At 71.5% G+C, this 25,703-nt stretch carries 19 protein-coding genes; 11 read left to right on the forward strand and 8 right to left on the reverse strand.

Annotation, left to right across the window (positions count from 1 at the left end; translation table 11 throughout):
* Position 1: 1 nt before the first annotated feature.
* Positions 2-2,251 carry an arylsulfatase gene (locus tag ABZ833_RS04940; RefSeq protein ID WP_361041025.1) on the reverse strand — a complete coding sequence of 750 codons (2,250 nt, stop codon included), beginning with the start codon at positions 2,249-2,251 and terminating at the stop codon, positions 2-4.
* A gap of 189 nt (positions 2,252-2,440) precedes the next feature.
* Positions 2,441-4,354: an ABC transporter ATP-binding protein gene (locus ABZ833_RS04945; protein WP_361041027.1), complete on the reverse strand. Its 1,914-nt coding sequence runs from the start codon at positions 4,352-4,354 to the stop codon at positions 2,441-2,443.
* Positions 4,355-4,535: 181 nt separating this feature from the next.
* Here ABZ833_RS04945 and ABZ833_RS04950 point away from each other — a divergent pair, with 181 nt between their 5' ends.
* On the forward strand, positions 4,536-6,836 hold the full coding sequence (locus tag ABZ833_RS04950) for a glycoside hydrolase family 3 N-terminal domain-containing protein (RefSeq protein WP_361041029.1): 2,301 nt from the start codon (positions 4,536-4,538) through the stop codon (positions 6,834-6,836).
* 59 nt (positions 6,837-6,895) lie between these two features.
* Here the strand turns inward: ABZ833_RS04950 and ABZ833_RS04955 are convergent, their stop codons facing one another.
* Positions 6,896-7,753 (reverse strand): GNAT family N-acetyltransferase, encoded by an 858-nt coding sequence (locus tag ABZ833_RS04955; RefSeq protein ID WP_361041031.1) that lies wholly within the window; start codon positions 7,751-7,753, stop codon positions 6,896-6,898.
* A 334-nt stretch (positions 7,754-8,087) separates the two neighbouring features.
* On the opposite strand from ABZ833_RS04955, the gene ABZ833_RS04960 reads away from it, so the two are divergent.
* The 3 genes from ABZ833_RS04960 (at position 8,088) to ABZ833_RS04970 (ending at position 12,778) form a co-directional block, all read left to right on the forward strand.
* Positions 8,088-9,476 carry a family 2B encapsulin nanocompartment shell protein gene (locus tag ABZ833_RS04960; RefSeq protein ID WP_361041033.1) on the forward strand — a complete coding sequence of 463 codons (1,389 nt, stop codon included), beginning with the start codon at positions 8,088-8,090 and terminating at the stop codon, positions 9,474-9,476.
* Positions 9,463-10,923 carry a cysteine desulfurase gene (locus ABZ833_RS04965; protein WP_361041036.1) on the forward strand — a complete coding sequence of 487 codons (1,461 nt, stop codon included), beginning with the start codon at positions 9,463-9,465 and terminating at the stop codon, positions 10,921-10,923. Before ABZ833_RS04960 ends, ABZ833_RS04965 begins: the two co-directional genes overlap by 14 nt.
* A 319-nt stretch (positions 10,924-11,242) precedes the next feature.
* Entirely contained in the window at positions 11,243-12,778 is a 1,536-nt protein-coding gene (locus ABZ833_RS04970; RefSeq protein ID WP_361041038.1) for an AMP-binding protein, read from the forward strand.
* Positions 12,779-12,803: 25 nt separating this feature from the next.
* Here the strand turns inward: ABZ833_RS04970 and ABZ833_RS04975 are convergent, their stop codons facing one another.
* Together ABZ833_RS04975 and ABZ833_RS04980 are read right to left on the reverse strand one after the other, a co-directional pair.
* Positions 12,804-13,133 (reverse strand): zinc ribbon domain-containing protein, encoded by a 330-nt coding sequence (locus ABZ833_RS04975; protein WP_249592712.1) that lies wholly within the window; start codon positions 13,131-13,133, stop codon positions 12,804-12,806.
* A 167-nt stretch (positions 13,134-13,300) separates the two neighbouring features.
* Positions 13,301-14,008, reverse strand: a complete 708-nt coding sequence (locus ABZ833_RS04980; protein ID WP_249586211.1) for a TetR family transcriptional regulator — start codon at positions 14,006-14,008, stop codon at positions 13,301-13,303.
* A gap of 108 nt (positions 14,009-14,116) precedes the next feature.
* Between ABZ833_RS04980 and ABZ833_RS04985 the strand changes: the two genes are divergently transcribed.
* Positions 14,117-14,902, forward strand: a complete 786-nt coding sequence (locus ABZ833_RS04985; RefSeq protein ID WP_361041041.1) for an electron transfer flavoprotein subunit beta/FixA family protein — start codon at positions 14,117-14,119, stop codon at positions 14,900-14,902.
* Positions 14,903-14,961: 59 nt separating this feature from the next.
* Complete coding sequence (locus tag ABZ833_RS04990) at positions 14,962-15,924, forward strand: electron transfer flavoprotein subunit alpha/FixB family protein (protein WP_361041044.1); 963 nt, start codon at positions 14,962-14,964, stop codon at positions 15,922-15,924.
* Positions 15,925-15,990: 66 nt separating this feature from the next.
* Here the strand turns inward: ABZ833_RS04990 and ABZ833_RS04995 are convergent, their stop codons facing one another.
* Positions 15,991-18,009 (reverse strand): BTAD domain-containing putative transcriptional regulator, encoded by a 2,019-nt coding sequence (locus ABZ833_RS04995; protein ID WP_361041393.1) that lies wholly within the window; start codon positions 18,007-18,009, stop codon positions 15,991-15,993.
* A 153-nt stretch (positions 18,010-18,162) separates the two neighbouring features.
* On the opposite strand from ABZ833_RS04995, the gene ABZ833_RS05000 reads away from it, so the two are divergent.
* The 4 genes from ABZ833_RS05000 (at position 18,163) to ABZ833_RS05015 (ending at position 23,033) form a co-directional block, all read left to right on the forward strand.
* On the forward strand, positions 18,163-19,041 hold the full coding sequence (locus tag ABZ833_RS05000) for an alpha/beta hydrolase (RefSeq protein WP_361041046.1): 879 nt from the start codon (positions 18,163-18,165) through the stop codon (positions 19,039-19,041).
* A 97-nt stretch (positions 19,042-19,138) separates the two neighbouring features.
* Positions 19,139-20,287 carry a serine hydrolase domain-containing protein gene (locus ABZ833_RS05005; protein WP_361041049.1) on the forward strand — a complete coding sequence of 383 codons (1,149 nt, stop codon included), beginning with the start codon at positions 19,139-19,141 and terminating at the stop codon, positions 20,285-20,287.
* Between the two features lie 196 nt (positions 20,288-20,483).
* Entirely contained in the window at positions 20,484-22,118 is a 1,635-nt protein-coding gene (locus ABZ833_RS05010; protein WP_361041052.1) for a sigma-70 family RNA polymerase sigma factor, read from the forward strand.
* Positions 22,119-22,244: 126 nt separating this feature from the next.
* Positions 22,245-23,033, forward strand: coding sequence for a VOC family protein (locus ABZ833_RS05015; RefSeq protein WP_361041055.1), 789 nt, complete (start codon positions 22,245-22,247; stop codon positions 23,031-23,033).
* A gap of 12 nt (positions 23,034-23,045) precedes the next feature.
* Here the strand turns inward: ABZ833_RS05015 and ABZ833_RS05020 are convergent, their stop codons facing one another.
* Entirely contained in the window at positions 23,046-24,002 is a 957-nt protein-coding gene (locus ABZ833_RS05020) for a helix-turn-helix domain-containing protein (protein WP_361041058.1), read from the reverse strand.
* Between the two features lie 81 nt (positions 24,003-24,083).
* Between ABZ833_RS05020 and ABZ833_RS05025 the strand changes: the two genes are divergently transcribed.
* Complete coding sequence (locus ABZ833_RS05025) at positions 24,084-24,749, forward strand: MBL fold metallo-hydrolase (RefSeq protein WP_361041061.1); 666 nt, start codon at positions 24,084-24,086, stop codon at positions 24,747-24,749.
* A gap of 33 nt (positions 24,750-24,782) precedes the next feature.
* On the opposite strand, the gene ABZ833_RS05030 is transcribed toward ABZ833_RS05025, so the two are convergent.
* A complete protein-coding gene (locus ABZ833_RS05030) occupies positions 24,783-25,619 on the reverse strand; it encodes a DUF1206 domain-containing protein (protein WP_361041063.1) in 837 nt (278 codons plus the stop codon).
* Positions 25,620-25,703: the final 84 nt, after the last annotated feature.

Consider the following 25,703-nt stretch of genomic DNA (forward strand, 5'->3'; position numbering starts at 1 on the left):
GTCAATCGCTGTGCAGCGCCGCCCGCAGCTCGTCCTCCGCGGACCGCTTCGCCGCCTTGCCCGCCACCCGTGCGGCGGTGGTGTCGACGACCACCTCGTGCAAGGTCCCCCGCCAGGGGAACGGGGGCCGGTAGTGCCCCGCGTCGACCGGCAGCCCCCGGTCGTGGCCGACACACAGCCCTGTGCCGCCGTGCTGGAAGGTGTACGGGAACGGGCCGCCGAGCGGGACGGACGCCACGTCTTTGCCGTCCACCCGCAGGCTGAAGGTCCCGCTGCCGCCCTCTTGATGCTCCGCGTCGAACCGCACGCCCACCTGGTGACGGCCCGCGGTGAGCGGTTCGCCCGCCACCACGCGGTCCAGGTCCCCTGCCCGTGAACAGGCGAAGGTGAGGCGGCCCTCCCGCGCGTACAGGACGAACCCGCCGTTGAGGTCGCCGAGCGCGCACAGCACCCCGGATGCCGCCGTGCCGTCCGGCACCTCGGCGTCGGCCGTCAGCGTGAATCCGCCGAAGAGCAGCGGCAGCGCCTCGTCGTGGACGGGGGTGCCGCCCGGCACATAGGCCGCGCGGGCGGGCGGCGGCCAGGCGGGCGGGATCATCGCGGTGAGGCGTTCCTGCATGCGGTCGTCCAGGGGCAGCACGCCGTTGCGCACGGCCTCCTCGTCCCACAGCGCGGCCAGCTTTCGTACGACGTCGGGGTGCTGGTCCGCCACGTCGCGCGCCTCGGCGAAGTCGTCCGCGAGGCGGAAGAGCGACCAGCGGTCCGCCGCGAAGTCGCGGCTGCCGGGCAGGAGGCGTTCCTCGTCCGCGACTCCGCGGGAGACGTGGTCGGTGGTCGCCTTCCACTCGCCGTGCACGATTGAGCGGGAGCCCAGCATCTCGAAGTACTGGGTGGGGCTGGGCAGTTGATGGTGGGCGTCGTCGATGACGGGCAGCAGGCTGCGGCCGTCGACCGGCTGCTGGGGCACGCCGTCGACCTCCGTGGGCGCCCGGACCCCGCACGCGTCGAGGATCGTCGGCATGAGGTCGACGGCGTGCGCGAACCCGGAGCGGACGGCTCCCGCGTCCCGGACGCGGCGCGGCCAGTGGGCGATGAGCGGGGCGCGGGTGCCGCCGAGCCAGGTGTAGCGCTTCCACAGCCGCAGCGGAGTGTTGCCCGCCCAGGCCCAGCCCCAGGCGTAGTGCGGGTAGGTCGCGGGGCCTCCCCAGTCGTCGAGCGCGGCGAGGTTGCGGGCGGCGCTGTCGCCCGAACGGGCCGTGAAGCGGTGTTCGTTGAGGGTGCCGAGGCTGCCGCCCTCCGCGCTGGCCCCGTTGTCGGAGAGGACGAGGACGAGGGTGTTGTCGAGGCGTCCGGTGCGGCGCAGGAAGTCGGTCAGACGCCCTATCTGGGCGTCGGTGTGGGTGAGGAACCCGGCGAACACCTCCTGCATGCGCGCGAAGACCCGTCGCTCGTCCCCGTCGAGGCTTCGCCAGTCCTGGATCCAGGGCGGGCGGGGCGAGAGCTCGGTGTCTTCCGGTACGACGCCGAGCGCGGTCTGCCGGGCGAACGTCTCCTCGCGCCAGCGCTCCCAGCCCTGGTCGTACCGGCCCCGGTAGCTCTCGCTCCAGGCGCGGGGAACGTGGTGCGGTGCGTGTGTCGCGCCGAGCGGGAAGTAGAGGAAGTACGGCTTGTCGGGGGTGGCCTGCTTCTGGTCGAGGATCATGCGGATCGCCGAGTCGGCCAGGTCCTCGCTGAGGTGGTAGCCGTCGGCGGGGCCCGCCGGGGGCTCGGTGTAGTGGTTGTCGCGCACGAGCTGCGGGGCGTAGTGGTTGGTGTCGCCCTGCAGGAATCCGTAGAAGCGCTCGAAGCCGTAACCGAGCGGCCAGCGGTCGAACGGGCCCGATGCCGTGCGCTCCCAGCGCGGGGTGAGGTGCCATTTGCCGACGGCGAGCGTGGAGTAGCCGGCGTCGCGCAGCAGTCGTGGCAGCGGCGCGGCGGACTTCGGCAGGCGCGCGGTGTAGCCGGGATGCGCGATCGGCAGGTCGACGAGGAAGCCCATGCCGACGGCGTGGTGGTTGCGGCCCGTCAGGACACTGGCGCGGGTCGGGGAGCACATCGCGGTGACGTGGAAGCGGTTGAAGCGCAGCCCGTCGGCGGCGAGGCGGTCCATGTGCGGGGTGGCCATGTCGGAGCCGTAGCAGCCGAGTTGGGCGAATCCCAGGTCGTCGAGGACGATGACGACGACGTCCGGGGGCCTGCGCGACGAAGTCACGTCGGCCAGTGTGGGCATCCTGCCCCTTCAACGCAAGGGCGCCAAATACTGAACTCGCTCTACCTCAAGGTGACTTGATGGACCATCACCTGGACTGACGGGAGCCTGGCGGAACAGGAACAGGAAAGCGTCCCGCCCCGTCGTGGATCGACGGGGCGGGGCCGGAGGAGCCGGAGATGAGCCGCGCGCCTACGCCGCCACCTCCACCTTCGCCGCCTTCGCCGTCTCCTCCCCCTTCCCCGCCTTCCCCGCGAACTGCGTCCGGTACAGCTCCGCGTACCGGCCCTCCACCGCGAGCAGTTCCTCGTGCGTCCCGCGCTCCACGATCCGTCCGGCCTCGACGACGAGGATCTGGTCGGCGGACCGCACCGTCGAGAGCCGGTGCGCGATGACGATCGCGGTGCGGCCCTCGAGCGCCTCGGCCAGAGCCTCCTGCACCGCCGCCTCCGAAGTGTTGTCCAGGTGCGCCGTGGCCTCATCGAGGATGACCACCCGCTGCTGGGCGAGCAGCAGCCGGGCGATGGTCATCCGCTGGCGCTCGCCGCCGGAGAGGCGGTAGCCGCGCTCGCCGACCACCGTGTCCAGACCGTCGGGCAGGGAGCGTACGAGGTCTTCGAGGCGGGCCCTGCGCAGGACGTCCCACAGGTCGTCCTCGGTGGCCTCGGGGCGGGCGAGCAGCAGGTTGGCGCGGACCGACTCGTGGAAGAGGTGGCCGTCCTGGGTGACCATGCCGAGCGTCTGGCGCATGGATGCCGCCGAGAGGTCGCGGACGTCGACCCCGCCGATCCGTACGGCGCCGCCGTCCGTGTCGTACAGCCGGGGAAGCAGTTGCGCGATCGTCGACTTGCCCGCGCCCGACGATCCGACGAGCGCCACGGTCTGGCCGGGCTCGGCGCGGAAGGAGAGGCCGTGCAGGACTTCGTCGCCGCCTCGGGTGTCGAGGGAGGCGACCTCTTCGAGGGAGGCCAGGGAGACCTTGTCGGCGGAGGGGTAGCCGAAGCGGACGTCGTCGAACTCCACCGCCACCGGGCCATCGGGGACCTTCGTCGCGTCCGGCTTCTCATCGATCAGCGGCTTCAGGTCGAGGACCTCGAAGACCCGCTCGAAGCTGACGAGCGCGCTCATGACCTCGACCCGGGCTCCCGCCAGGGACGTCAGCGGCGCGTAGAGGCGGGTCAGGAGCATGGCGAGGGACACGACCGCGCCCGTTTCCAGGGTGCCGCTCAGGGCGAAGTAGCCGCCGAGGCCGTAGACGAGGGCCAGGGCGAGCGCCGAGACCAGCGTGAGCGCGGTGATGAAGGTGGACTGCGCCATGGCCGTGCGGACACCGATGTCCCGCACCCGGCTGGCCCGCGTCGCGAATTCCTCCGACTCGGCGCCGGGGCGCCCGAAGAGCTTGATGAGCGTGGCGCCGGGAGCGGAGAAGCGCTCCGTCATGCGCGTGCCCATCGCCGCGTTGTGGTGCGCGGCCTCGCGCTGGAGCTTCGCCATCCGGGAACCCATGCGGCGCGCGGGCACGATGAAGACGGGGAGCAGGACCAGCGCGAGGAGCGTGATCTCCCAGGAGAGCCTCAGCATCATGGCCAGGGTCAGGAGCAGCATGACCACGTTGCCGACGACGCCGGAGAGCGTGTTGCTGAACGCGCGCTGGGCGCCGATCACGTCGTTGTTGAGGCGGCTGACGAGGGCGCCGGTGCGGGTGCGGGTGAAGAAGGCGACGGGCATGCGCTGGACGTGGTCGAAGACGGCCGTGCGCAGGTCGAGGATGAGCCCCTCCCCCAGGTTCGCCGACAGCCAGCGGCTGAGCAGGCCGAAGCCGGCCTCGGCGACGGCGATGGCGGCGATGAGCAGGGCGTACCGGACGACGAGCGAGGAATCCCCGTCCGAGACGATCGTGTCCACGACGCTGCCCGCCAGAAGGGGCGTCGCCACGGCGAGCATCGCGGTGACGATGCTCAGGAGCACGAAGTAGACGATGCGGCGTTTGTGCGGGCGGGCGAAGATCCCGATGCGGCGCAAGGTGGCGCGGGCGAAGGGACGGCGGTCCTGCTCGGCGTTCATGACGCTCTGCAGCTGGGTCCAGGCTGTCGTTTCCATGCTCATGAGAAGAACGTAGAACCTCAAGTTTCCTTGAGGTCAAGCTTCGGGAGGCAAGGCACCGAAACGAGACCCCCGCGCGTCCCTGCCGCATCCCTTGACCCGCATGTAACAGGAACGTACTTTCGCTTCAACTCTTGTGGCCATCACAGAGGTTGTCGACTTCCTGACGCGAGAAGGCGAACACATGCGAGAGCTACGAAGGCGTACTCTGCTGTCCGCGATCGGCGGCACTGCCGTCGCGGGAGGCGGCTTCACCGCCGTCGGCACCGGAATCGCCCAGGCCGCGCCGCAGCGCCCGAGCGCCCCGAGCACCCAGAGCCCTCTTGACCCGAGGATCAAGAAGCTGCTCGACCGTATGACTGTCGAAGAGAAGCTGGGTCAGCTGCAGCAGCTCCCCTGGGCCGTCAGCACGGGTCCCGGCGGCAGCGAGACGAAGGACGTCGAGGACGCGGCGCGCGCCGGACGCCTCGGTTCGGTCCTGAACATCTTCGGCGCCAAGAGCAGCAACGCCCTGCAGCGCATGGCCGTGGAGGAGTCCCGGCTCGGCATCCCGCTGCTCTTCGGGCTCGACGTGATCCATGGCCTGTGGACGACGTTCCCGATCCCCCTCGCCCAGGCGTCGAGCTTCGACCCGGAGGTCACGCGGCTGGACGCCGAGGTGTCGGCGAAGGAGTCCCGCTCGAACGGCGTGCACTGGACGTTCTCGCCGATGATGGACGTCACGCACGAGCCGCGCTGGGGCCGGATCGCCGAGGGCTGCGGCGAGGACCCGTACCTCACGACGGCGTTCGCCGTGGCCAAGGTCGAGGGCTATCAGGGCGAGAAGGGTTCGGGCCTCGACGCCAAGGACCGCATCGCCGCCTGCGCCAAGCACTTCGTCGCGTACGGCGGGGCCGAGGGCGGCCGGGACTACAACACGGTCGACGTGTCGGAGTCGCGCCTGCGCAACCACTATCTGCCGCCGTTCAAGGCCGCGCTGGACGCGGGCGTCGCCACGGTGATGGCCTCTTTCAACACCATCAGCGGCGTCCCGGCCCACGGCAACTCCCACACGCTGACCGGCATCCTCTCCAAGGAGTGGGGCTTCGACGGCTTCGTCGTCAGCGACTGGAACGGCGTCGACGAGCTGATCGCGCACGGCTTCGCCGAGGACGGCGCCGACGCGGCCCGCCTCGCGCTGAACGCCGGTGTCGACATGGAGATGGCGAGCACGGACCTGGCCAAGCACGGCAAGAAGCTCCTGAGCAGCGGCAGGATCAGCGAGAAGCGCCTCGACGAGGCCGTCGCGCGGATCCTGCGCCTGAAGTTCGAGCTCGGCCTCTTCGAGCATCCGTACGTCGACGAGGACAGCGCCATCGACAAGCCGTCCGCGGAGGCCCGCAGGGCCGCACGCGAGACCGCCGCCCGCTCGATGGTGCTCCTGAAGAACGACGGCAAGGCGCTTCCGCTCAAGAAGTCGACCGGGTCGATCGCGGTCGTCGGCCCGTTCGGCGACTCCGACGACCTCCTCGGCACATGGACGTTCCCCGGCGCGGCCAAGAGCTTCCCCTCGGGCAAGGTCCTCGCCGCGGTGAAGGCCGCGGCTCCGCGGGCGAAGGTGACGTACGCGAAGGGCGTCGACCCCGAGGGCGCGGACACCGGTGGCATCCCGGCGGCGGTCGCCGCGGCCAAGGCGGCGGACGTCACCGTCGTCGTGGTCGGCGAGCCCCCGGCGATGAGCGGCGAGGCGGCGGCGCGCAGCGACATCAGCCTGCCGGGCGGGCAGGAGAAGCTGATCGAGGCCATCGCCGGTACGGGCAAGCCGTTCGTGGTGGTCCTGGTCAACGGGCGCCCGCTGACCGTCGGCGGCTGGCTGAAGTCGGCGCCCGCCGTCCTCGAGGCCTGGCACCCGGGTCTCGAGGCGGGCAACGCGATCGCCGACGTGCTGTTCGGCAAGGTCAATCCGGGCGGCAAACTGCCCGTCTCGTTCCCGCGCACGGTCGGCCAGATCCCCGTCCACTACAACCACGAGTCGACGGGCCGCCCTTACGACGCGGACAACAAGTACACGTCCAAGTACCTGGACCTGCCCCAGGACCCGCAGTTCGCCTTCGGCCACGGGCTCTCCTACACGGACTTCGAGATCGGCGAGCCGCAGCTGAGCCGCGACCGCGTATCGGCGCGGGCGCTGCGCAAGGGCGACACCCTGGAGGTCTCGGTCACCGTCCGCAACACGGGCGACCGCACGGGCGACGAGGTCGTGCAGCTGTACGTCCACGACATCGCGGCGAGCATCGCCCAGCCGGTGCGCAAGCTGCGCGGGTTCCGCCGGGTGACCCTTGAGCCCGGCAAGTCGAGAACCGTCCGCTTCCGGCTCGGCGCCGACGACTTCGGGTTCTGGACGAACGCGGAGAGCGGCGAGTTCCGGGTCGAGGAGGGGGCCGTGGACATCTACGTGGGCAACAGCTCCGAGGCCAAGGCCAAGAAGAGGCTGACGATCACGTGACGACCCGAGGCAGGTGAACGGGAGGGCCGGTTCCCGGTGGGGCCCGGCCCTCGCCTCCCTCAGCCGAGTTCGAGCGTGGTCACACCGAAGACCCGCTCTGCGGCCATCTCCCGCACCGGGCCGGTGTACATACGGGCGGTCTCGAACGTGGGCTTCATGCCGCGCGTCTCGGCCAGGGCGACGGCGTGCGGCTGCGACTCGGGGACGTCGATGACGACGGGCACGCCGTCCGTCTCCGCCGTCAGCGCGTCGAAGAGCTCCTCCGCGTCGGCGCGCGTATCGGCGAACAGGGGCCCGATGCGCAGGGCGCCGTGGGCCGGACGCAGCACGCCGTATCCGGTGATGCGGCCGTCGACGATGCGGGCGAGGGCGCGGTGCCCGGGAGCGGTGAGCCAGGACTCCAGGAAGCGCGGGCGGTCTGCGGGGTAGCTCGCGGCGTCGTACGCGGTGATCGCCCGCAGGCCCGCGGCCTCGACCGGCAGGATCTGCGCGGGTCGTGCGGCACCTCCCAGCACGGTGCCCGAGTAGCGGATGGTGCGGTGGGCGAACTCGAAGCCCGAGCGGCGGTAGTTGTTCTGCTGGGCGACCACGCCGTCGAGGCCGACGGTGCGGTTGCCCGCGTGGGCGAGCGCGGTCCGCCAGGTGGCGAGGCCGTGGCCGTGGCCGCGCAGGTCGGGGCGGACGAGATAGCAGCCGAGGAAGGCATACACCTCGTCGTAGTTCACGACCGAGATCGCGGAGACCGGCTCCCCCTCGATGCGGCCCATGAAGAATCCTTCGGGATCCTGCGCGAAGAAGGACGCGCCGTCCCGCAGACCCGGGTTCCAGCCCTCGTCCGCCGCCCATCCGCTGACGACCCGCCAGTCGTCGGGCGTCGCCCGCGAGACGGTGAGCTCCCCAGGGACCGAATCTGTCATCGCTGCACCCTTCGTACGCCGGAGGGGACCGTCCCTCGCGCCGGAACCATCCTTCCCGACTCCTGTCCCCGCTACCCGAGACATAAGCGCTCCTTTCAGGGGTGCTTGGCTCCGGCATTGGGATGATTTGAGCCTGATATCTGCTGTGGAGTGAATTTTCGCAAGGGCCCTGGAAGGGTGACCCTGGGGCGCGAGGCCAACTGTCCGTTCATTTCCGGCCTTTTCCCAACTACCTTTGAAAAAAGACCACTTGCGGTCATGGAACAACGCGAAGACGATCGGCGCCGAATGCCACAGCGGCAGCCACGAAAGACCGTTCTTCCAGGAGGTTCCAGTGAACGACCGGCTCGCACTCGGCCCGGATGCCGCACGGCAACTGGCGACGACCACCAAGACCACTCCGCAGATGCGCGGCATCACGCCGCGCTATCTGCTGCGCGCCCTGCCCTGGGTGGACGTCGAGTCGGGCACCTACCGGGTGAACCGCCGCCGGACGTTCGTGCTCGGCGACGACCGCATCACCACGTACGAGGAGAGCGGCTCGCAGCGTGTCGTGCCGGGCGACTTACGCGAGGTGCCCTACCTTCGCGACGCCGACGACGCACTGCTCGCGGAGCTGGCCGGTGCCTTCACCGAGGTCACCTTCGAGGCCGGGCAGGTCCTCGCCCAGGAGGGCGACCCCGCCGACCGGCTGTGGGTGATCGTGCAGGGCAAGGCCGAGAAGCGGGTGACCGGGCGGTACGGCGAGGACGCGCTGCTCGAAGTCGTCGGCGACGGCCAGTTCTTCGACCTCGGCGCGTGGACGCGGACCGCGGCGATGCCCTACCGCGTCAAGGCGCTCACCCCGGGTGTGGCGCTCTGCGCCGACCGCAGCGCGCTCGCGGGGCTCGCCGACCGGGACGAGGCGCTGGGGGGTGCGATCACCGCGTACTGCGACGGGGACGCCGTGACGCCCGGTGCCGAGGTGCCGGTGGACCTGAGCGCCGGGCACGTCGGTGAGCCCGACCTGCCCGGGACGTTCGTCGACTACGAGGACGCGCCGCGTGAGTACCACATGACGCTCGCGCAGACGGTGCTCCGCGTGCACACCCGGGTCGCCGACCTCTACAACGGGCCGATCGACCAGACGCGCGCGCAGTCCAACCTCACCATCGCGGCGCTGCGGGAGCGGCAGGAGTCCTCGCTCCTCAACCACCCGGAGTACGGCCTGTTCCACAACGTCTCCGCCGGGCAGCGGGTCCAGGCGCGCACCGGCGCCCCCACCCCCGACGACATGGACGAGCTCCTGACCCGGGTCTGGAAGCAGCCCGGCTTCTTCCTGGCCCACCCCAGGGCGATCGCCGCCTTCGGCCGTGAATGTACGCGGCGGGGCGTGCCCCCGGTGACGGACAACCGCTTCGGCAGCCCGCTCCTGACCTGGCGCGGCGTTCCGCTGATCCCGTCGGACAAGGTGCGGTTCTCGAACGGCATGGGCGCCGGCGTCGGCACCACCGAGATCCTGCTGATGCGGACGGGCGAGGCCGAGCAGGGTGTCGTGGGGCTGCGTCCCGCGGGCGTCGCGGACGAGGTCGAGCCGGGCCTGTCCATGCGGAACATGGGCGTCGACCAGAAGGGCATCACGTCGTACCTGATGACGGCGTACTTCAACACGGCCGTCCTGGTCGAGGACGCCATCGCCGTCCTGCAGAACGTCGAGGTGTCGAACTACCATGACTACTCCTGACGTCACGGCGCGCGGGCTCGGCGTTCCGGGGCTTTCGGGTGTGACGGGGATGACGGGGGTGCCGGGACCGTCCGGCACGGGTGCGGGTTCGGGTGCGGCTCCGACAGGGCTGCCGGGGTCGACGGCGGTGCTGCCGACGGCCCCCGCGGAACCCGCTTCCCCGGCGGCGGCCCCCGGGCCGGGCGCACTCCCACAGCTCCAGCCTCCGGGGTTCTCGCCCGAGTCGGCGCGCCAGGACATCCCGATCCTGCACCGCACCGTCAACGGCCGCCCCCTCGTCTGGCTCGACAACGGCGCCACGACACAGAAGCCGCGCCAGGTCATCGAGGCGCTCGGCGCCTACTACGGCGCCGCGAACTCCAACATCCACCGGGGCGCGCACACCATGGCGCGCGAGGCGACGGAGATGTACGAGGCGGGGCGGTCGGCGGTCGCCCAGTTCCTGGGGGCCGGTTCGCCGGACGACATCGTCTTCGTACGGGGCACGACCGAGGCCATCAACCTGGTCGCCCAGAGCTGGGGGCGGGCCAACCTCGGTCCCGGGGACGACATTCTGGTGGCCACCCTCGAGCACCACTCCGACATCGTCCCCTGGCAGTTGATCGCGAAGGAGACCCGCGCCCGGGTCGTCCCGATCCCCCTCACGCCCGAGGGAGCGATCGACCAGGACGCCTACGCCGATCTCCTGTCGTCCCGCACCCAGCTCGTCGCCGTCAGCCACGCGTCGAACGTCCTCGGCACCGTCCCGCCCGTGAAGGAGATGACGGCCCTCGCCCACCGGTACGGCGCCAAGGTCCTGGTGGACGGGGCGCAGGCCGTCGCGCACTTCCCCGTCGACGTGCAGGATCTGGACGCCGATTTCTACGCCTTCTCGGGGCACAAGCTCTTCGCCCCGACCGGCATCGGCGCGCTCTACGCCAAGCCGGAGATCCTCCAGGCCATGCGGCCCTGGCAGGGCGGCGGCAACATGATCGAGTCGGTCGACTTCACGCGGACCACGTTCGCACCGGTTCCGCACCGACTGGAGGCGGGGACGGGCCACATCTCGGGCGTGGTCGGCCTGCTGGCCGCGCTGAACTGGTTCACGTCCTTCGACCGGGACGCCGTCGCCGCGTACGAGACCGCGCTCATGACGTACGCGCAACAGGCGCTGGCCACGGTGCCGGGCCTTGAGGTCCTGGGTTCGGCGCCCGAGCGGATCGCGGTCCTCACGTTCACGCTCGCGGGCCACGACCCGGCCGGCGTCGCGAACTGGCTCGACCGCGACGGCATCGCCATCCGCGCGGGCCACCACTGCGCCCAGCCCGCGCTGGCCCACTACGGCCTGGAGTCGGCCGCCCGCGCGTCACTCGCGCTGTACAACACGTCCGAGGAGGTGGATCAGCTGGTGGCGTCCTTGCGGCGGCTCCAGGAGGCGCCTCAGGCCGAGCAGCCGCAACGGCCCTAGCCGCGACGTCGTCGCCTCGCACCATGCCGGACGGGCTGGATGTTCCAGCCCGTCCGGCATGAGCGGACCGGGGCACCGGGGGCGGGCGACCGACCGGCGGCCCGCTCAATTCCGGCTCGCCCACGGTCACAGGCGCCCCTCCGATGCACGCACCCCATACCCACGCTGCCGCACCCAACGCCGCCGGGTCCGGCAGCTCTTCCGTCCCACCGCGGGACGCTGAAGTCTCGTCCAAGGGGCGGGGTTCATCGGGGTGTCCAGTTTCCGGGGACCATGGTCGGATAGGCGACGTACATCGACTGAGCTTCGGGAGGCCAGGATGTTCGTCCCGTTCGGGGCCCTTGATTTTCTGGACCGCGCCACGGGCGTGTACGGCGACCGGGTCGGCATCGTCGACGAGCCCGATCAGCCTGCCGAGCCCTGGCAGGGACTCACCTATCGGCGCGTGGGTGAGCTGGCGCGGGCACAGGCCGCCGGTCTCGACGCGCTCGGGGTGCCGCACGGCGCCCGGGTGGCCGTGGTCTCGCACAACAGCGCGCGGCTCCTTACGTCGTTCTTCGGCGTCAGCGGCCACGGCCGGGTCCTCGTGCCGGTCAACTTCCGCCTCTCGCCCGACGAGGTGAGCTACATCGTCGCCCAGTCGGGTGCGAGCGTGCTCCTTGTCGACCCCGAGCTGGAGGACCGCCTCTCGGAGGTGCCCTGCAAACACCGCTTCACGCTCGGGGCGGAGGCCGACGCGAAGCTGTACCGCTTCGACACCGAGCCCGAGCCCTGGGAGCACGACGAGAACGCCACCGCGACCATCAACTTCACCAGCGGTACGACCGCACGCCCCAAGGGCGTGCAGATCACGCACCGCAACATCTGGGTGAACGCCCTGACGTTCGCGCTGCACGCCGGGGTCACGGACCGGGACGTCTATCTGCACACCCTGCCGATGTTCCACGCGAACGGCTGGGGCATGCCGTTCGCGATGGCGGGCATGGGCGCGCGCCAGATCGTGCTGCGCAAGGTGGACGGCGAGGAGATCCTGCGCCGGGTGGCCGAGCACGGGGTCACGGTGATGTGCGCGGCGCCCGCGGTGGTCAACGCGGTTCTCGCCGCCGCGCGTTCGTGGGACGGGGAGATCCCGGGCCGGGACCGGGTGCGCATCATCGTCGCGGGAGCTCCGCCGCCCACAAGGACGGTCGAACAGGTCGAGTCCGAACTGGGCTGGGAGTTCATCCAGATCTACGGCCTCACCGAGACCTCCCCCCTGCTCACCATCAACCGCACCCGCGCCGAGTGGGACGGCCTCACCTCGCAGCAGCGCGCGGAGAAGCTGGTCCAGGCCGGCGCCCCGGCCCTGGGCGTGACGCTGCGCACGTCGGACGAGGGAGAGGTGCTCGCCCGCTCGAACGTGATCCTGGAGGGGTACTGGGAGCAGCCCGAGGAGAGCGCGAAGGCCCTGGAGGACGGCTGGTTCCACACGGGCGACGGCGGGTCGATCGGCGCGGACGGACATCTGACGATCAGTGACCGCAAGAAGGACGTCATCATCACCGGCGGTGAGAACGTGTCCTCGATCGAGGTGGAGGACGTCCTTTTCAGCCACCCCGCGGTCGCCGAGGTCGCGGTCATCGGGGTGCCGGACGAGAAGTGGGGCGAGACCATCAAGGCTCTGGTCGTCCTCGCCTCCGGCGCGCACGCCACGGAGGAGGAGCTCATCCGGCACTGCAAGGAGCATCTCGCCGGATTCAAGGCGCCGACCGCGGTGGAGTTCCGCGCGGAACTGGCCCGCACGGCCACCGGGAAACTCCAGAAGTACAAGCTGCGCGGACCTTACTGGGAAGGGCGCGAGCGCGGCGTCAACTGATCGGCGGCATCACCTGCCGGAAGCGCTACCAGTCGACGCTCGTGTGCGTCTCGCAGAGCTCGAAGACAGCCTCCCCGGTCTCCGGATCGGACCCGGCCACGGGCCGCACACGCGCGCCGACCCACACCAGGTGCGGTGAGGCGCCCACGACACGGCAGCGGAACACGAACCCTTCGGGGAAGCGGACGAGGGACTCGTTGCGTGCGGTGCCCGTGTAGCGGTTGACCACGCTGGACTGGACGACGACGCCTTCGCCGTCGCTCCGCTCGGACGCCAGATCACTGGACGCGCACACCGGACACAGCATGCGCCGGAAGGACGCCGTGCCGCACCATCGGCAGCGCTGGTAGATCATGCCGGTTCGCTCGTGCTCTGTCGGCGCGATGCTCAATTCCTGCTGGGACACGACTCGACCCCCTGCATTGACCTGCACTCGGCTCGGATGCGCCGCGCTCGGCGTCGACGCATCCGCACCATATGGCACTGAGTGCCAGAAGGTAAAGGTACTGAGTGCTACTTTGCTCAGTCCTGGCCGAGGGCGGACTCGACGCGCTGCACCACGCGCCACATGGGGGCACGCTTCGAGACCACCATGACGACGACCTCGTCAGCGGCGTCGGCCGCCGCTCCCCCGCCGGTGGCGGCGCTCCCCCACCCGTCCCGCACGAGCCCGAGCGCGTGGTCCACCGCGGCCTCGGCGTCGCCGTCACCGCCCGAACGCAGCCAGGACCGCAGGGCGTTGTTGTGCGCGGCGACCACGGCGGCGGCGATCACCTCGGCACGCAGCGAGCCGTCCTCGGCGTCGGCGTAACGACCGCGGAGGTAGCCGGCCATGGTGCGTTCGTAGCGGCGCACCACGGAGAGTTCGTACGTACGCAGACCGGGGACCTCCTGTGTGAGGCGGTAGCGCTGCACGGAGAACTCGGGGTTCGTGGCGTACATCCGGAGCACGATCCGGGCCGCGTCGCACACGGCGTCCACGGGATCGGCGCCGTCGGCCGCGTCCAGGAACGCCGTCATGTCGGCCAGGCAGCTCTCGTGGTCGGGGAAGACCGCGTCCTCTTTCGACGGGAAGTACCGGAAGAAGGAGCGGCGCCCCACCCCGGCCCGCGCGACGATGTCGTCCACCGTGGTCTGCTCGAAGCCGCGCTCCAGGAACAACTGGAACGCCGCCTTGGCGAGCACCTCCCGCATGGGGGCCTTCTTCGCTGCTCCGCGCGCCTCAGTCATGCGGGGAACGTAGCATCGTGAAGGCCTATCTGGCACTACGTACCTTTACAGGGGGTACTGAGTGCCATACCGTCGTCATAACGAACCGCACCAGGTAGGAGAGCCGGCGTGAGCTTGAGGATCGTTGTCACCGTGAAGTACGTGCCTGACGCCACCGGCGACCGGCACTTCGCCGATGACCTGACCGTCGACCGGGATGACGTCGATGGCCTGCTGTCGGAGCTGGACGAGTATGCGGTCGAGCAGGCGTTGCAGATCGCGGACGAGGCGGACGACGCGGAGATCACTGTGTTGACGGTGGGTCCGGAGGATGCCAAGGACGCGTTGCGCAAGGCGCTGTCGATGGGTGCGGACAAGGCGATCCATGTGGAGGACGACGATCTGCACGGCACCGACATCATCGGTACGTCGCTGGTGCTGGCGAAGGCGATCGAGAAGGCCGGTTACGACCTGGTGATCTCCGGTATGGCGTCCACCGACGGCACCGCGGGTGTGGTTCCGGCGCTGCTTGCGGAGCGTCTGGGTGTGCCGCAGGTGACGCTGCTGTCCGAGGTCTCGGTCGAGGACGGTGTCGTCAAGGGTCGCCGTGACGGCGACGCCGCCTCCGAGCAGCTGGAGGCCTCGCTGCCCGCGGTGGTGTCGGTCACCGACCAGTCGGGCGAGGCGCGCTACCCCTCCTTCAAGGGGATCATGGCCGCCAAGAAGAAGCCGGTCGAGGCCTGGGACCTGTCCGACCTGGACCTGGAGGCCGGGGACGTGGGCCTGGAGGGTGCCTGGACGAAGGTCGATTCCGCCACCGAGCGTCCCGCGCGCACCGCGGGCACGATCGTCAAGGACGAGGGCGAGGGCGGCAAGCAGCTCGCTGAGTTCCTCGCGGGCCAGAAGTTCATCTGAGCTTCAGCCACCCCTGAAATCTGCCCAACTTCTTCGTAACCGCAGGAGATTGAAGTCCCATGGCTGAAGTTCTCGTCTATGTCGACCACGTGGACGGTGCCGTCCGCAAGCCCACCCTGGAGCTGTTGACGCTGGCCCGCCGTATCGGTGAGCCGGTGGCCGTGGCGCTCGGCAACGGCGCCGCTGACACGGCGGCCGCGCTGGCCGAGCACGGCGCGGTCAAGGTCCTCACCAGTGACGCCGCCGAGTTCGCCGACTACCTGGTGGTGCCGAAGGTGGACGCGCTGCAGGCCGCCTACGACGCCGTGTCCCCGGCCGCGGTGCTGGTGCCCTCCTCCGCGGAGGGCAAGGAGATCGCGGCGCGCCTCGCGGTCCGTATCAAGTCCGGCATCATCACCGACGCCGTCGACCTGGAGGCCGACGGTGAGGGTGTGGTGGCCACGCAGTCCGCGTTCGCCGCCTCCTATTCCACCAAGTCCCGGGTCTCCCAGGGCGCTCCGGTCATCACGGTCAAGCCCAACAGTGCCGCCGTGGAGGCCGCCCCGGCCGCGGGCGCCGTGGAGGCCCTGACGGTCTCCTTCTCCGAGCAGGCCACCGGCACCAAGGTCGTTGCGCGCACGCCGCGTGAGTCGACCGGCCGCCCGGAGCTGACCGAGGCCGCCATCGTCGTCTCCGGCGGGCGCGGGGTGAACGGCGCGGAGAACTTCCACCTCATCGAGTCCCTCGCCGACTCGCTGGGTGCCGCTGTGGGTGCCTCGCGTGCCGCGGTGGACGCGGGCTGGTACCCGCACTCCAACCAGGTCGGCCAGACCGGCAAGAGTGTCTCGCCGCAGCTGTACATCGCCTCGGGCATCTCGGGTGCGATCCAGCACCGGGCGGGCATGCAGACCTCCAAGACGATCGTGGCGATCAACAAGGACGCCGAGGCCCCGATCTTCGACCTCGTCGACTACGGCGTGGTCGGCGACCTCTTCGACGTCGTCCCGGCCCTGACCCAAGAGGTCAACACCCTCAAGGGCTGACCCACTTGAAGCAGAACGAGGCCCTCACCCCGCAGCGCGGAGTGAGGGCCTCGCCGCGTCACAGGCTCAGCGAGGGCCACCCTTAAGCGCGGCGGCAAGGTCATCCAGGTGCTGTGCCACCGGGCCCAGGGTGAGCAGGCCGCTGCCCGCGCCCGCCAACTCCCCTGCTGCTGGGGTCAGTTCGGCATGGGCGCGCTTCATCGTCTCGCGGTCGCCGACGGCGATCGCGGCTCGGGCTGCCAGGCACCACATGGCTTCAAGCAGCAGGTCGCGGGGTGGGTCCGGGAGTCGGCGCAGTGCTTCGGCCGCCTCGCCGCGGCGGCCCTGGGACAGCAGCACCAGGGGGCGGGCCCAGGGCTCGTAGGGTCCCCAGTCCGTGCTCTCGTCCAGTATCCGGCCGATCCGTGCGTCGGTCACATCGGTCACGTGGGTCGCGTCGGGCCGTCCGTGCCGCAGGCGCAGGCACAGCAGGGCGAGCGGCAGCAGTCCCCGCTCCAGGCCGGGCATGGCCGCGCCGTCCAGTCGCGCGGCTGCCTCCGCGTACGAGGCATCGGCTGCCGGTGTCCGACCCGTCTCGGTGAGCCGCAGTGCCTCGTACCACCGGGTGAACACGCCCACCAGCGGCAGCTCGTGACGTTCCGCCAGGAGGTCCGCGGCTGCGGCATGGCCGTCGGCTCCGGGGAAGTCCGCGAGCGCGCTGCGGGCCTGAAGGCGGATGAGGTGGCCGAGGACCTCGTAGGTGGCCAGGCCGTGCCGGGCGGACACGGCGACGAGCTCGGCGCCGATCGCGTCCCGGTGCGCGGCGAGACCGGCGCGGTGGAAGGTCTGCATGAAAAGGCCGTTGAGGGCGAACGCGAGGAGCGCGGGGTCGTCGAGGCCGCGAGCGATCTCCTCGGCCTGCCGGGCCGCCTGGGGTCCGCGCGCCGATCGGGTGCCGCGTGACTCCAGGGCGATCGTGGCGAGCAGGCGGGCCCGTGCCGCCGGGTGCGCGTCCGGCCGGAGCGCGGCCAGGGTGCGTTCGGCCGCCGCCACGACCTGCGCGGCCTGCCGGGGGTCGTCGACGCGAGTCCAGATCGCCGGGACGTCGTAGGCGCCGATCACGCGGGCGGTGAGCTCCGCGTCGCCCGTCTCCTCGGCCGCCTCGACGGCCGCCAGGCGGTGCTCGCGGGCGGCTTCGAGGCCGCCGCCTCCGGTCACCGCCAGGTTGCGCAGCAGGCTCACCGTCGAGTCGAGCCTGGCGCGGGCGCCCGACGCCACGGTCCGGTCGTAGGCGGAGGCGGCCTCGGCCCACACGCGTTCCGCCGCGTCACCGGGCGGGGGCGGCGCGGGGTCGAGGTGGCGGGCCTGGCCGAGGATGTCCGTCTCCAGGCGGCGGAGCCCCGGGCCCGGGTCGACGCCCAGCTGCTCGATCAGGAGCACGCGGGCCCGGCGCAGGACGGCGAGCGCGTCGCCCTGGCGGCCGGTGCGGTAGAGCGCGAGGGCCAGGAGCCGCCAGGCGTCCTCGCGCCAGGGGTGGTCGGCCACGTGCGCGTCCAGGTCAGGCACCGCGTCGGCGGCCCGGCCCAGGTCGAGGCGGGCCTCGGCCCGGCGCTCTACGGCGTGCAGGCGCAGCTCGCCGAGGCGGGTGCGCTCGGCGCGGGCCCAGGTCTCCTCGGCGAACCCGGCGTAAGCGGGTCCGCGCCACCAGCCGAGGGCCTCCTCCAGGCGGTCGAGGGCGTCCTGCGGCGGCAGGGTCGCGGCCTCGGTCAGCGTCTGCTCGAACCGCCAGGCGTCGACCGCGCCGGGCTCGGCGCGCAGGGCGTATCCCGGGCCCTCGGTGACGAGCAGCCGGGCGGGCGCGCGCGGCGGGCGCTCCGGTTCCAGGGCGCGGCGCAGTGCGGCCACGAAGGTACGTACCGCCCCGACCGCGTCCTGGGGCGGATCCGCCCACAGGTCGTCGACCAGGCGGGCGACCGGGACGACGCGGCGGCGGGCGACGATCAGCCGGCCGAGCACCGCGCGGTGCCGCGGCCCCTTCAGCGCGACTGCGGCGCCGGCGCCGTCCCAGGCCGTCACCGGCCCGAGCACGCCGAACTCGACCGGCACCCCGAACCACCCTTCCGTGACCATCGTTCCTGGTCACGGTAGCGCGCTCATCGGATGCTCATCGGCGCCCCGCAGGCTTGGAGGCACCTGTTCCGCACCTGTTCCGGCACCTTTCCGGCACCTGTGCCGCCACCGCGAAGGACGCGACCACCCATGACCCCTGCCATCGAGAACTTCACCCACCGGCGCGTACCCGTCGCGGACGGCGTCTCCCTGCACGTGGCCGTCGGCGGCTCGGGCCCGCCGCTCGTGCTCCTTCACGGCTTCCCGCAGACCCATCTGATGTGGCGGCACGTGGCCGCCGACCTCGCGGCCGACCACACGGTGATCTGCCCCGACCTGCGGGGATACGGGGCGAGCGACAAACCCGCGGAGACGGACGGCACCACGTACTCCAAGCGCACCATGGCCGCCGACGTCGTCGCCGTGGCCCGCGCCCTCGGCCACGACCGCTTCGCGCTCGCGGGGCACGACCGCGGCGCCCTGGTCGCGTTCCGCGCCGGGCTCGACCACCCCGGCGCCATCTCGCACCTGGCCTGCCTCGACGTGCTGCCCACGCTGGACATGTGGGACGTGATGCACGGCGTCACCGCCGCCGTCGGCTTCCACCTCTATCTGATGGCCCAACCCCCGGGCCTGCCCGAGCAGTTGATCGCCGCAGCTCCGGACGCTTTCTTCGGCCACTTCCTCGACATCTGGACGAACGACCCCCGGGCGATCCCCGCCGACGTACGCGGCGCCTATCTGGATGCCTGCCGCGCCTCGGTGCCCTCGATCGTGGCCGACTACCGCGCCTCCGCCGGTGTCGACGTCGAGCACGACCGGGCCGACCGGGACACCGGCAACCGGCTGCGGATGCCGGTCGCCGTGCTCCAGCAGGACTGGGGTTCCGCGCTCGGGTTCGACGCGGCGGCCCTGTGGGGCGCGTGGGCACCGGACCTGCGGCACACGCCCGTCACCTGCGGCCACTTCATGGCCGAGGAGGCGCCCGCCGAGATCGCCGGGGCCCTGCGGGATCTCCTCTCCCGCTGAATCGCTCCTGATCTCCCTTCCCGCGTAAATGCGTTGGAGATGAATGCCCCCACCACATACCGTTCCCCGGTCGATCACGGGAAGAGGAGAAGTCACGGTGGAGCACAACGGATGGGCCGACGAGCGGTTCGGGGCGGTCGCGGACGTCTTCTCGCGGAATTTCACGGAGTTCGGTGAACTCGGCGCGTCCGTAGCGGTGTTCGTCGGCGGCCGCAAGGTCGTCGATCTGTGGGGCGGTGTCGCGGACGAGCGGACCGGGCGCCCGTGGGACGAGGACACGGTCGTGCCGGTCTTCTCCTGCGCCAAGGGTGTCGTCAGTGTCTGTGTCCATCTCCTCGCCCAGGAGGGGCGCCTGGACCTCGACGCCCCGGTGGCCCGGTACTGGCCGGAGTTCGCACGCGCGGGCAAGGAGGCGATCACACCGCGCATGGTCCTCGCGCACCGGGCCGGGATTCCCGTCCTCGACCGCACCCTGAGCTTCGACGAGATCGCCGGGTGGACGCCGGTGGCCCGCGCGATCGAGGAGCAGGCGCCGCTCTGGGAGCCGGGCGCCGCCCACGAGTACCACGGGCACACCTTCGGCTTCGTCCTCGGCGAGCTGATCCGCCGCGTCACCGGCCTCACCCCGGGCGCGTACTTCCGCGAGGCCGTCGGCGACCGGCTCGGCCTGCGGACCTGGATCGGCCTGCCCGAGGAAGAGGTGGCCCACCTGGCCCGGCTCGCCGAGGCGGCGGGCAGGCCGGGGAACCCCGATCCCGAGTCCCTGGTCATGCGGATCGTGACGATGAACGGGGCCTTCGCCTTCCCCGGCCTCGACGCGCCGCACGGCTGGAACGACCCGGCGCTGCTGCGCGCCGAGATTCCGGGCGCGGGCGCGGTGTCCTCGGCGCGCTCACTGGCGACGCTGTACGCGGCAGCGGCGACGGGAGTCGACGGCTCGGCACGGCTGCTCACCCGGGAAACCGTCACCGACGCCGTGCGCGAACTCACAGAGGGCCCGTCCTGGTCGGGCTTCCCCGACCTGGGCGCCCGCTGGGGTTCGGGCTTCCTGCTCGACGCACCGCGGTTCCGGCCGATGCTGGGCGCACGCAGCTTCGGCAACGACGGCGCGGGCGGTCAGTTCGCCTTCGGCGACGACGAGTTCGGCGTGGGCTTCGCCTATACCGCGAACCGGATGATCGGCCATGGCGACGCGCGGTCCGCGCGGCTCATCGAGGCGGTGAAGGAGTGCTTGCCGGGGGTGTGACCCTCCCGCCAGACACGTCATAACCGCACATATCTGGGTAGTCCAGACGGATGGCCACACACTCCGCTCTCGTCCACCGGGTGCGTATGCTCACCGCAGATTTCCGTTCGCGGATTTCTGTTATCTCCGTGCGCTCACGCGATCTCCCAGGTGTAAGGCCACAACGTGCCGACGAAGAAAGCGAGTGAGGCAGTCCATGATCGGTGAACACGATCCTCTGGTGACGGCGGCGCAGACCGGGGACCAGCAGGCGCAGGACGAGCTGGTGGCCGGATATCTGCCGCTGGTCTACAACATCGTCGGGCGGGCGCTCGACGGGCATGCCGACGTCGACGACGTGGTGCAGGAGACCATGCTGCGGGCGCTCGCGGGCCTGGCCTCGCTCCGCGACCCGGCGAGCTTCCGGTCCTGGCTCGTCGCCATCGCCATGAACGAGATCCGCAGGCACTGGCAGCAGCGCGCGTCCGGGCAGAAGAGCCCGAGCCCGCTCCACGAGGCGCACGACGTCGTGGACCCGGGCGCGGACTTCGTCGACCTGACCATCATCCGGCTCGGCCTGGTGGGCCAGCGCCGCGAGGTGGCCGAGGCCACCCGCTGGCTGGACACCGACGACCGCGCGCTCCTGTCGCTGTGGTGGCTTGAGGTCTCCGGCGAGCTCACCCGTGCGGAGGTCGCCTCCGCCATGGAGCTGCCGACGCAGCACGCCACGGTCCGTGTGCAGCGGATGAAGACCCAGCTGGAGACGGCCCGGATCGTGGTCCGGGCGCTGGCCGCGGAGCCCCGGTGCCCGTACCTGAGCGACGTGGTGGCCCCGTGGGACGGCACTCCCTCCGGCCTCTGGCGCAAGCGCCTGGCCCGGCATGTCCGTGACTGCGCGATGTGCTCGGGCCACGGCGCGGGCCTTGTGCTCGCCGAGCGTCTCCTTGTGGGCGTCGCCCTGGTGCCGCCGACCGCAGCCCTTGCCGCCCCCGGCGCGATACGGGCGGTGAGCGCGGCCGACGCGCACCACCTGGCGGCCGGCCCACCGCACATACCGAACGACGCGCACACCACGGCCCCGAACACGTACGAGATATCCGGCTCCCGCAGCGCTCCGGCGAGACATGCCGCACAGCGCAGCCACCGGATGCCGCGCAAGGGCCGCACCGTGGCAGCGGGCGTCGCCGTGCTCGTCATCGCGACCGGGGTCATCTACTCGGCCACGCGCCCCTCGGACGACGAACAGACCGAGGCACAGCCGCTCACCGCCTCGCAGCCGCCCTCATCCGCGGCCCCCTCCACCACGGCACCCAAGCGCAGCAAGTCCCCCTCCGCGTCCCCGAGCCGGACGAAGAAGCCGTCCCCCAAGCCCACGCCGTCGAAGACGAAGACGCCGAAGCCGAAGGCGACCACCCCGAAGCCCACCCGCTCCACCAGCGCTCCCCAGGCGCCGCAGGCCCCGGCGGGCAGCTCCTCGTACAGCGCAGAGGTCACCCGGCTCGCCAATGCCGAGCGCGCCAAGAGCGGCTGCGGCCCGCTGACCCTCAACAGCAAGCTGGGCAACGCGGCGCAGGGCCACTCCGACGACATGGCGGAGCGCGACTTCTTCGACCACACGAACCCCGACGGCAAGGACCCCGGCGACCGGGTCACGGCGGCGGGCTACCAGTGGAGCACCTACGGCGAGAACATCGCCGCGGGCCAGCGCACCCCGGCCGCGGTGATGGACTCCTGGATGAACAGCTCCGGCCACCGTGCCAACATCCTCAACTGTTCCTTCAAGGAGATCGGCATCGGCTACCGGCAGGGCAGCGGAGGCCCCTGGTGGACGCAGAACTTCGGCGCGAGGTGAGCGGCGAGCGGTGAGCAGTGAGCAGTGAGCGGCTGCGCCTCGGACTCTTCGTCGTCCGAGGGGCGCGGGGGCCCGCGTTCGAATAGCGTGAAATCGACAGGATTCCCCCGGAAGGAGGCCCTCGCGATGCCCGCGTACCCGGAAGGCACGCCCTGCTGGGCGGATGCGATGTTCCCCGACGTGGAGGCCGCGAAGAGCTTCTACGGCGAGGTGCTCGGCTGGACGTTCGACAGCGGCTCGGAGGAGTTCGGCGGCTACACCCAGGCCCGCTCGGACGGCAAGGCCGTGGCCGCGGTGGTCCCGCAGATGGGCGGCTCGGGCGGCCCCGCCGCCTGGAACCTCTACTTCGCCTCGCCCGACGCCGCGGCGACGGCCGCGAAGATCCGTGACAACGGCGGAACGCTCGCCATGGAGCCGGTGCAGGTCGGCGACTTCGGCACCATGGCCACGGCCCAGGAGCCCAGCGGCGCGTACTTCAGCGTCTGGCAGCCGGGCACCCACGAGGGCTTCGAGAAGACAGGCGAGGCCGGCGCGTACTGCTGGGCGGAGCTCACCACACGGGACCCCGCCGCGGCGGACGCGTTCCTGCCCTCCGTCTTCCCCTTCGAGGTGAAGAAGATGGACGTCGACGATGTCGACTTCAGCGTCTTCGAGGCCGGTGGGCAGCCGGTGCTCGGCCGGCTCAAGATGACCGAGGACTTCCCGCCCGACGTGCCGCCGTTCCTCAACGTGCACTTCGCCGTGGACAACTGTGACGCCACGATCGTCACCGTCGCCAAGCTCGGCGGCCACCTGCTCTTCGGCCCGATGGACAGCCCCTTCGGGCGCTTCGCCACGGTCGCCGACCAGCAGGGCGCCACCTTCAGCATCATCGACCTGACGACCACGGAGGGCGAGATGCCCTCGTTCACCTAGGGCTCCCCGCGTCTACGGCGTCCGCGTGAACGCACGGCGGTAGGAGCGCGGCGGCACGCCCCGGCGGCGTACGAACTGCTCGCGCAGGACGGCCGCGCTGCCGTACCCGACCCTGCGGGCGATCTCCTCCACGGGGAGGTCCGTGGTCTCCAGGAGTTCCTCGGCGCCGCTCAGCCGCAGGTTGACCAGCCAGGCGTGCGGAGTGGTGCCGGTCGCCGCGGTGAAGCGGCGGGCGAAGGAGCGCCTGCTCATCAGGGCGCGGCGGGCCAGCTCCGCGACCGGCAGCGGCTCGTGCAGATGCTCGCGGGCCCAGGCGAGCACGTCGGCCAGGCGGTCGTCCTGGCAGTCCTCCGGTACGGGAGCCGCGAGGTACTGGGCCTGGCCGCCGTCACGGTGGGAGGGCAGGACCAGGTCCCGCGCGATGGTGTTGGCGGTGGCCGCCCCGTACTCGCGTCTGAGCAGATGCAGGGTGAGGTCGAAGCCCGCTGCCGCTCCCGCGCCGGTGACGATCTGCCCCTCGTCGATGTACAGGGCCTCGGCCTCGACGGTGACGTCCGGGTGGCGCCGGGCAAGGAGCTCGGCGAACCGCCAGTGGGTGGTGGCGCGCCGCCCGTCCAGGAGTCCCGCGGCGGCCAGGGCGAACGCGCCGACGCAGTGCCCCGCGACCAGCGCGCCCCGCTCGTGCGCCGCGGTGAACGCGTCGAGCACGGCGGGCGCAGGCGGCGTACGGAAGTCGGCCCAGGGCAGGGCGATCACGAGGTCGGCGGCGGCGAGCCGCTCCACGCCGTGCTCCACGGTGATGGGCAGCCCGGCGTCGGTGCGGACCTGCCCCGGCCGGTCGGTGCACAGGGCGAAGTCGAAGCGGGGCAGTCCGGGGCCCCGCTCGTCGAACACCTCGGAGACGATGCCGGCGCCGAGGATGCCGACGCCCGTCGGGGCGTAGGCGGCGATGGTCACGAAAGGCGGCATACGGGAGTGTGGCACGTTTCCTGCGATCAGTGGCAGAAGGGCCACTCGTCGCGGGACACCCCGCCCGGAAGACTCATCGGCATGACGAACACACAGGCAATCGCCCAGGCAGACGCACAGCTCGACACACAGGCAGAAGCCCAGGTCGACGCACCGACAGACGCCCCGCTCGGCCGCAGCGCCGTGTACACGATTCTGACCACCGGCTACACGGGCTCCACCGGCCCCGGAGTCGCCGCCACCGTCTCCTACGTCCGCGACGGTGACCGGCACGTGATCGTCGACCCGGGCATGGTGGCGAGCCGGAGCCGGATCCTGGACCCGCTCGCGGAGCTCGGGCTCGGCCCGGACGACATCACCGACGTGGTGCTCAGCCACCACCATCCGGACAACACCATGAACGTGGGTCTGTTCGGCCGGGCCAGGGTCCACGACCACAAGGCGATCTACGAGAACGACCAGTGGACCGACCGGGACGCCGAGGGACATGAACTCGCCCCGTCGCTGCGGCTGATCCGCACTCCGGGACACAGCCGCGAGGACATCACCCTGCTCGCGGGGACGGCCGAGGGCACGGTGGCCTTCGTGGGCGACCTGTGGTGGCGGCCGAACGGCCCGGTGGACGACCCGGTCGCCCCGGACCACACCGTCCTTCGGACGTCACGGCAGCGGGTGCTCGCCGCCGCGGATGTGATCGTGCCGGGTCACGGCGGTGCGTTCAAGGCCGATGAATCGGCGCCGCTCTAGGCGCCGGGCCGCAGGCCCCGACACGCGGCGTGCTCACAGCTTCCGCCAGCGCGCGGAGGCGAAGGAGAAGACCCCGAAGAGGATGAGCCCGGCCGCGACGGCGGCCAGGAGCCAGGGTCCCGCGGGGGTGTGCGCGAAGCTGCGGAGCGTCGCGTCCACGCCCTTGGCCTCGTCGGGGTCGAACTGGACGGCCGCCGTCACGATGAAGACGCCCGCGGCGGCGAAGACGGCGCCGCGCGCGGTACCGCCGGTCACACCCAGGACGGTGACGACCTTCCGTGTGCGGCCCTTGAGGGAGCCGAGATCCAGCTGCTTCAGGAAGCGGCGCATCATGGCCCGTACGGCGAGCACGACCCCGACGCCGATCAGGATGCAGCCCGCGGCACCCACCAGGTAGCGGCCGTAGGGGAGTTCCAGCGTGGTCTTCGTGTAGTCCTGCGATTTGGCGTCGCCGCTCGACCCCTGGCTCCCCCCGGCCGCGTACGTGGCGGTCGCCCAGCAGACGAAGGCGTAGAAGGCCGCCCTGCCGCCGTCGAGCGCACGCGACGCGGCCTTGCGGCGCGGGCCTCGCCTGCCCGCCGCGCGGGAGCCCCGCCACAGCGCCATGCAGCCGAACCCGACGACCAGTGCCCACAGCATCACCTCACCGAAGGGCTGCTCGGCGACCTCGGCCAACGCGCCCTGGCGGTCGGCCTCTTTGCCTCCGCTGCCGAGGGCTATCCGAAGGGCGAGCACACCTATGAGGACGTACACGACGCCACGGGCGACGAAGCCCGCCCTGCCCGCCGCCGTCAGCGATTCGTTCTCCGCCGAGCGGCGGGCGGCGGCCCTCTTGGTCCGGCCGCGTGGGTGCGCGAGAGACGGCGTCATCGTGTCCTCCCCAGAAACGTGGGCGCGCGGTACGCGCCCGGTCCCCGAGTGCCCCGGTCAGCGGCAGACCATGCCTGGCGGCCC

It is taken from the genome of Streptomyces sp. NPDC047525, assembly GCF_040643025.1.
GTDB classification, from domain to species: Bacteria; Actinomycetota; Actinomycetes; order Streptomycetales; family Streptomycetaceae; genus Streptomyces; species Streptomyces durmitorensis.

Bases quoted from the DNA above. Each gene is read 5' to 3' on its own strand.
- ABZ833_RS04945 (WP_361041027.1), bottom strand. From the start codon at position 4,354: ATGAGCATGGAAACGACAGCCTGGACCCAGCTGCAGAGCGTCATGAAC.
- ABZ833_RS04950 (WP_361041029.1), top strand. From the start codon at position 4,536: ATGCGAGAGCTACGAAGGCGTACTCTGCTGTCCGCGATCGGCGGCACT.
- ABZ833_RS04955 (WP_361041031.1), bottom strand. From the start codon at position 7,753: ATGACAGATTCGGTCCCTGGGGAGCTCACCGTCTCGCGGGCGACGCCC.
- ABZ833_RS04965 (WP_361041036.1), top strand. From the start codon at position 9,463: ATGACTACTCCTGACGTCACGGCGCGCGGGCTCGGCGTTCCGGGGCTT.
- ABZ833_RS04970 (WP_361041038.1), top strand. From the start codon at position 11,243: ATGTTCGTCCCGTTCGGGGCCCTTGATTTTCTGGACCGCGCCACGGGC.
- ABZ833_RS04975 (WP_249592712.1), bottom strand. From the start codon at position 13,133: ATGATCTACCAGCGCTGCCGATGGTGCGGCACGGCGTCCTTCCGGCGC.
- ABZ833_RS04980 (WP_249586211.1), bottom strand. From the start codon at position 14,008: ATGACTGAGGCGCGCGGAGCAGCGAAGAAGGCCCCCATGCGGGAGGTG.
- ABZ833_RS04990 (WP_361041044.1), top strand. From the start codon at position 14,962: ATGGCTGAAGTTCTCGTCTATGTCGACCACGTGGACGGTGCCGTCCGC.
- ABZ833_RS05000 (WP_361041046.1), top strand. From the start codon at position 18,163: ATGACCCCTGCCATCGAGAACTTCACCCACCGGCGCGTACCCGTCGCG.
- ABZ833_RS05010 (WP_361041052.1), top strand. From the start codon at position 20,484: ATGATCGGTGAACACGATCCTCTGGTGACGGCGGCGCAGACCGGGGAC.
- ABZ833_RS05015 (WP_361041055.1), top strand. From the start codon at position 22,245: ATGCCCGCGTACCCGGAAGGCACGCCCTGCTGGGCGGATGCGATGTTC.
- ABZ833_RS05020 (WP_361041058.1), bottom strand. From the start codon at position 24,002: ATGCCGCCTTTCGTGACCATCGCCGCCTACGCCCCGACGGGCGTCGGC.
- ABZ833_RS05025 (WP_361041061.1), top strand. From the start codon at position 24,084: ATGACGAACACACAGGCAATCGCCCAGGCAGACGCACAGCTCGACACA.
- ABZ833_RS05030 (WP_361041063.1), bottom strand. From the start codon at position 25,619: ATGACGCCGTCTCTCGCGCACCCACGCGGCCGGACCAAGAGGGCCGCC.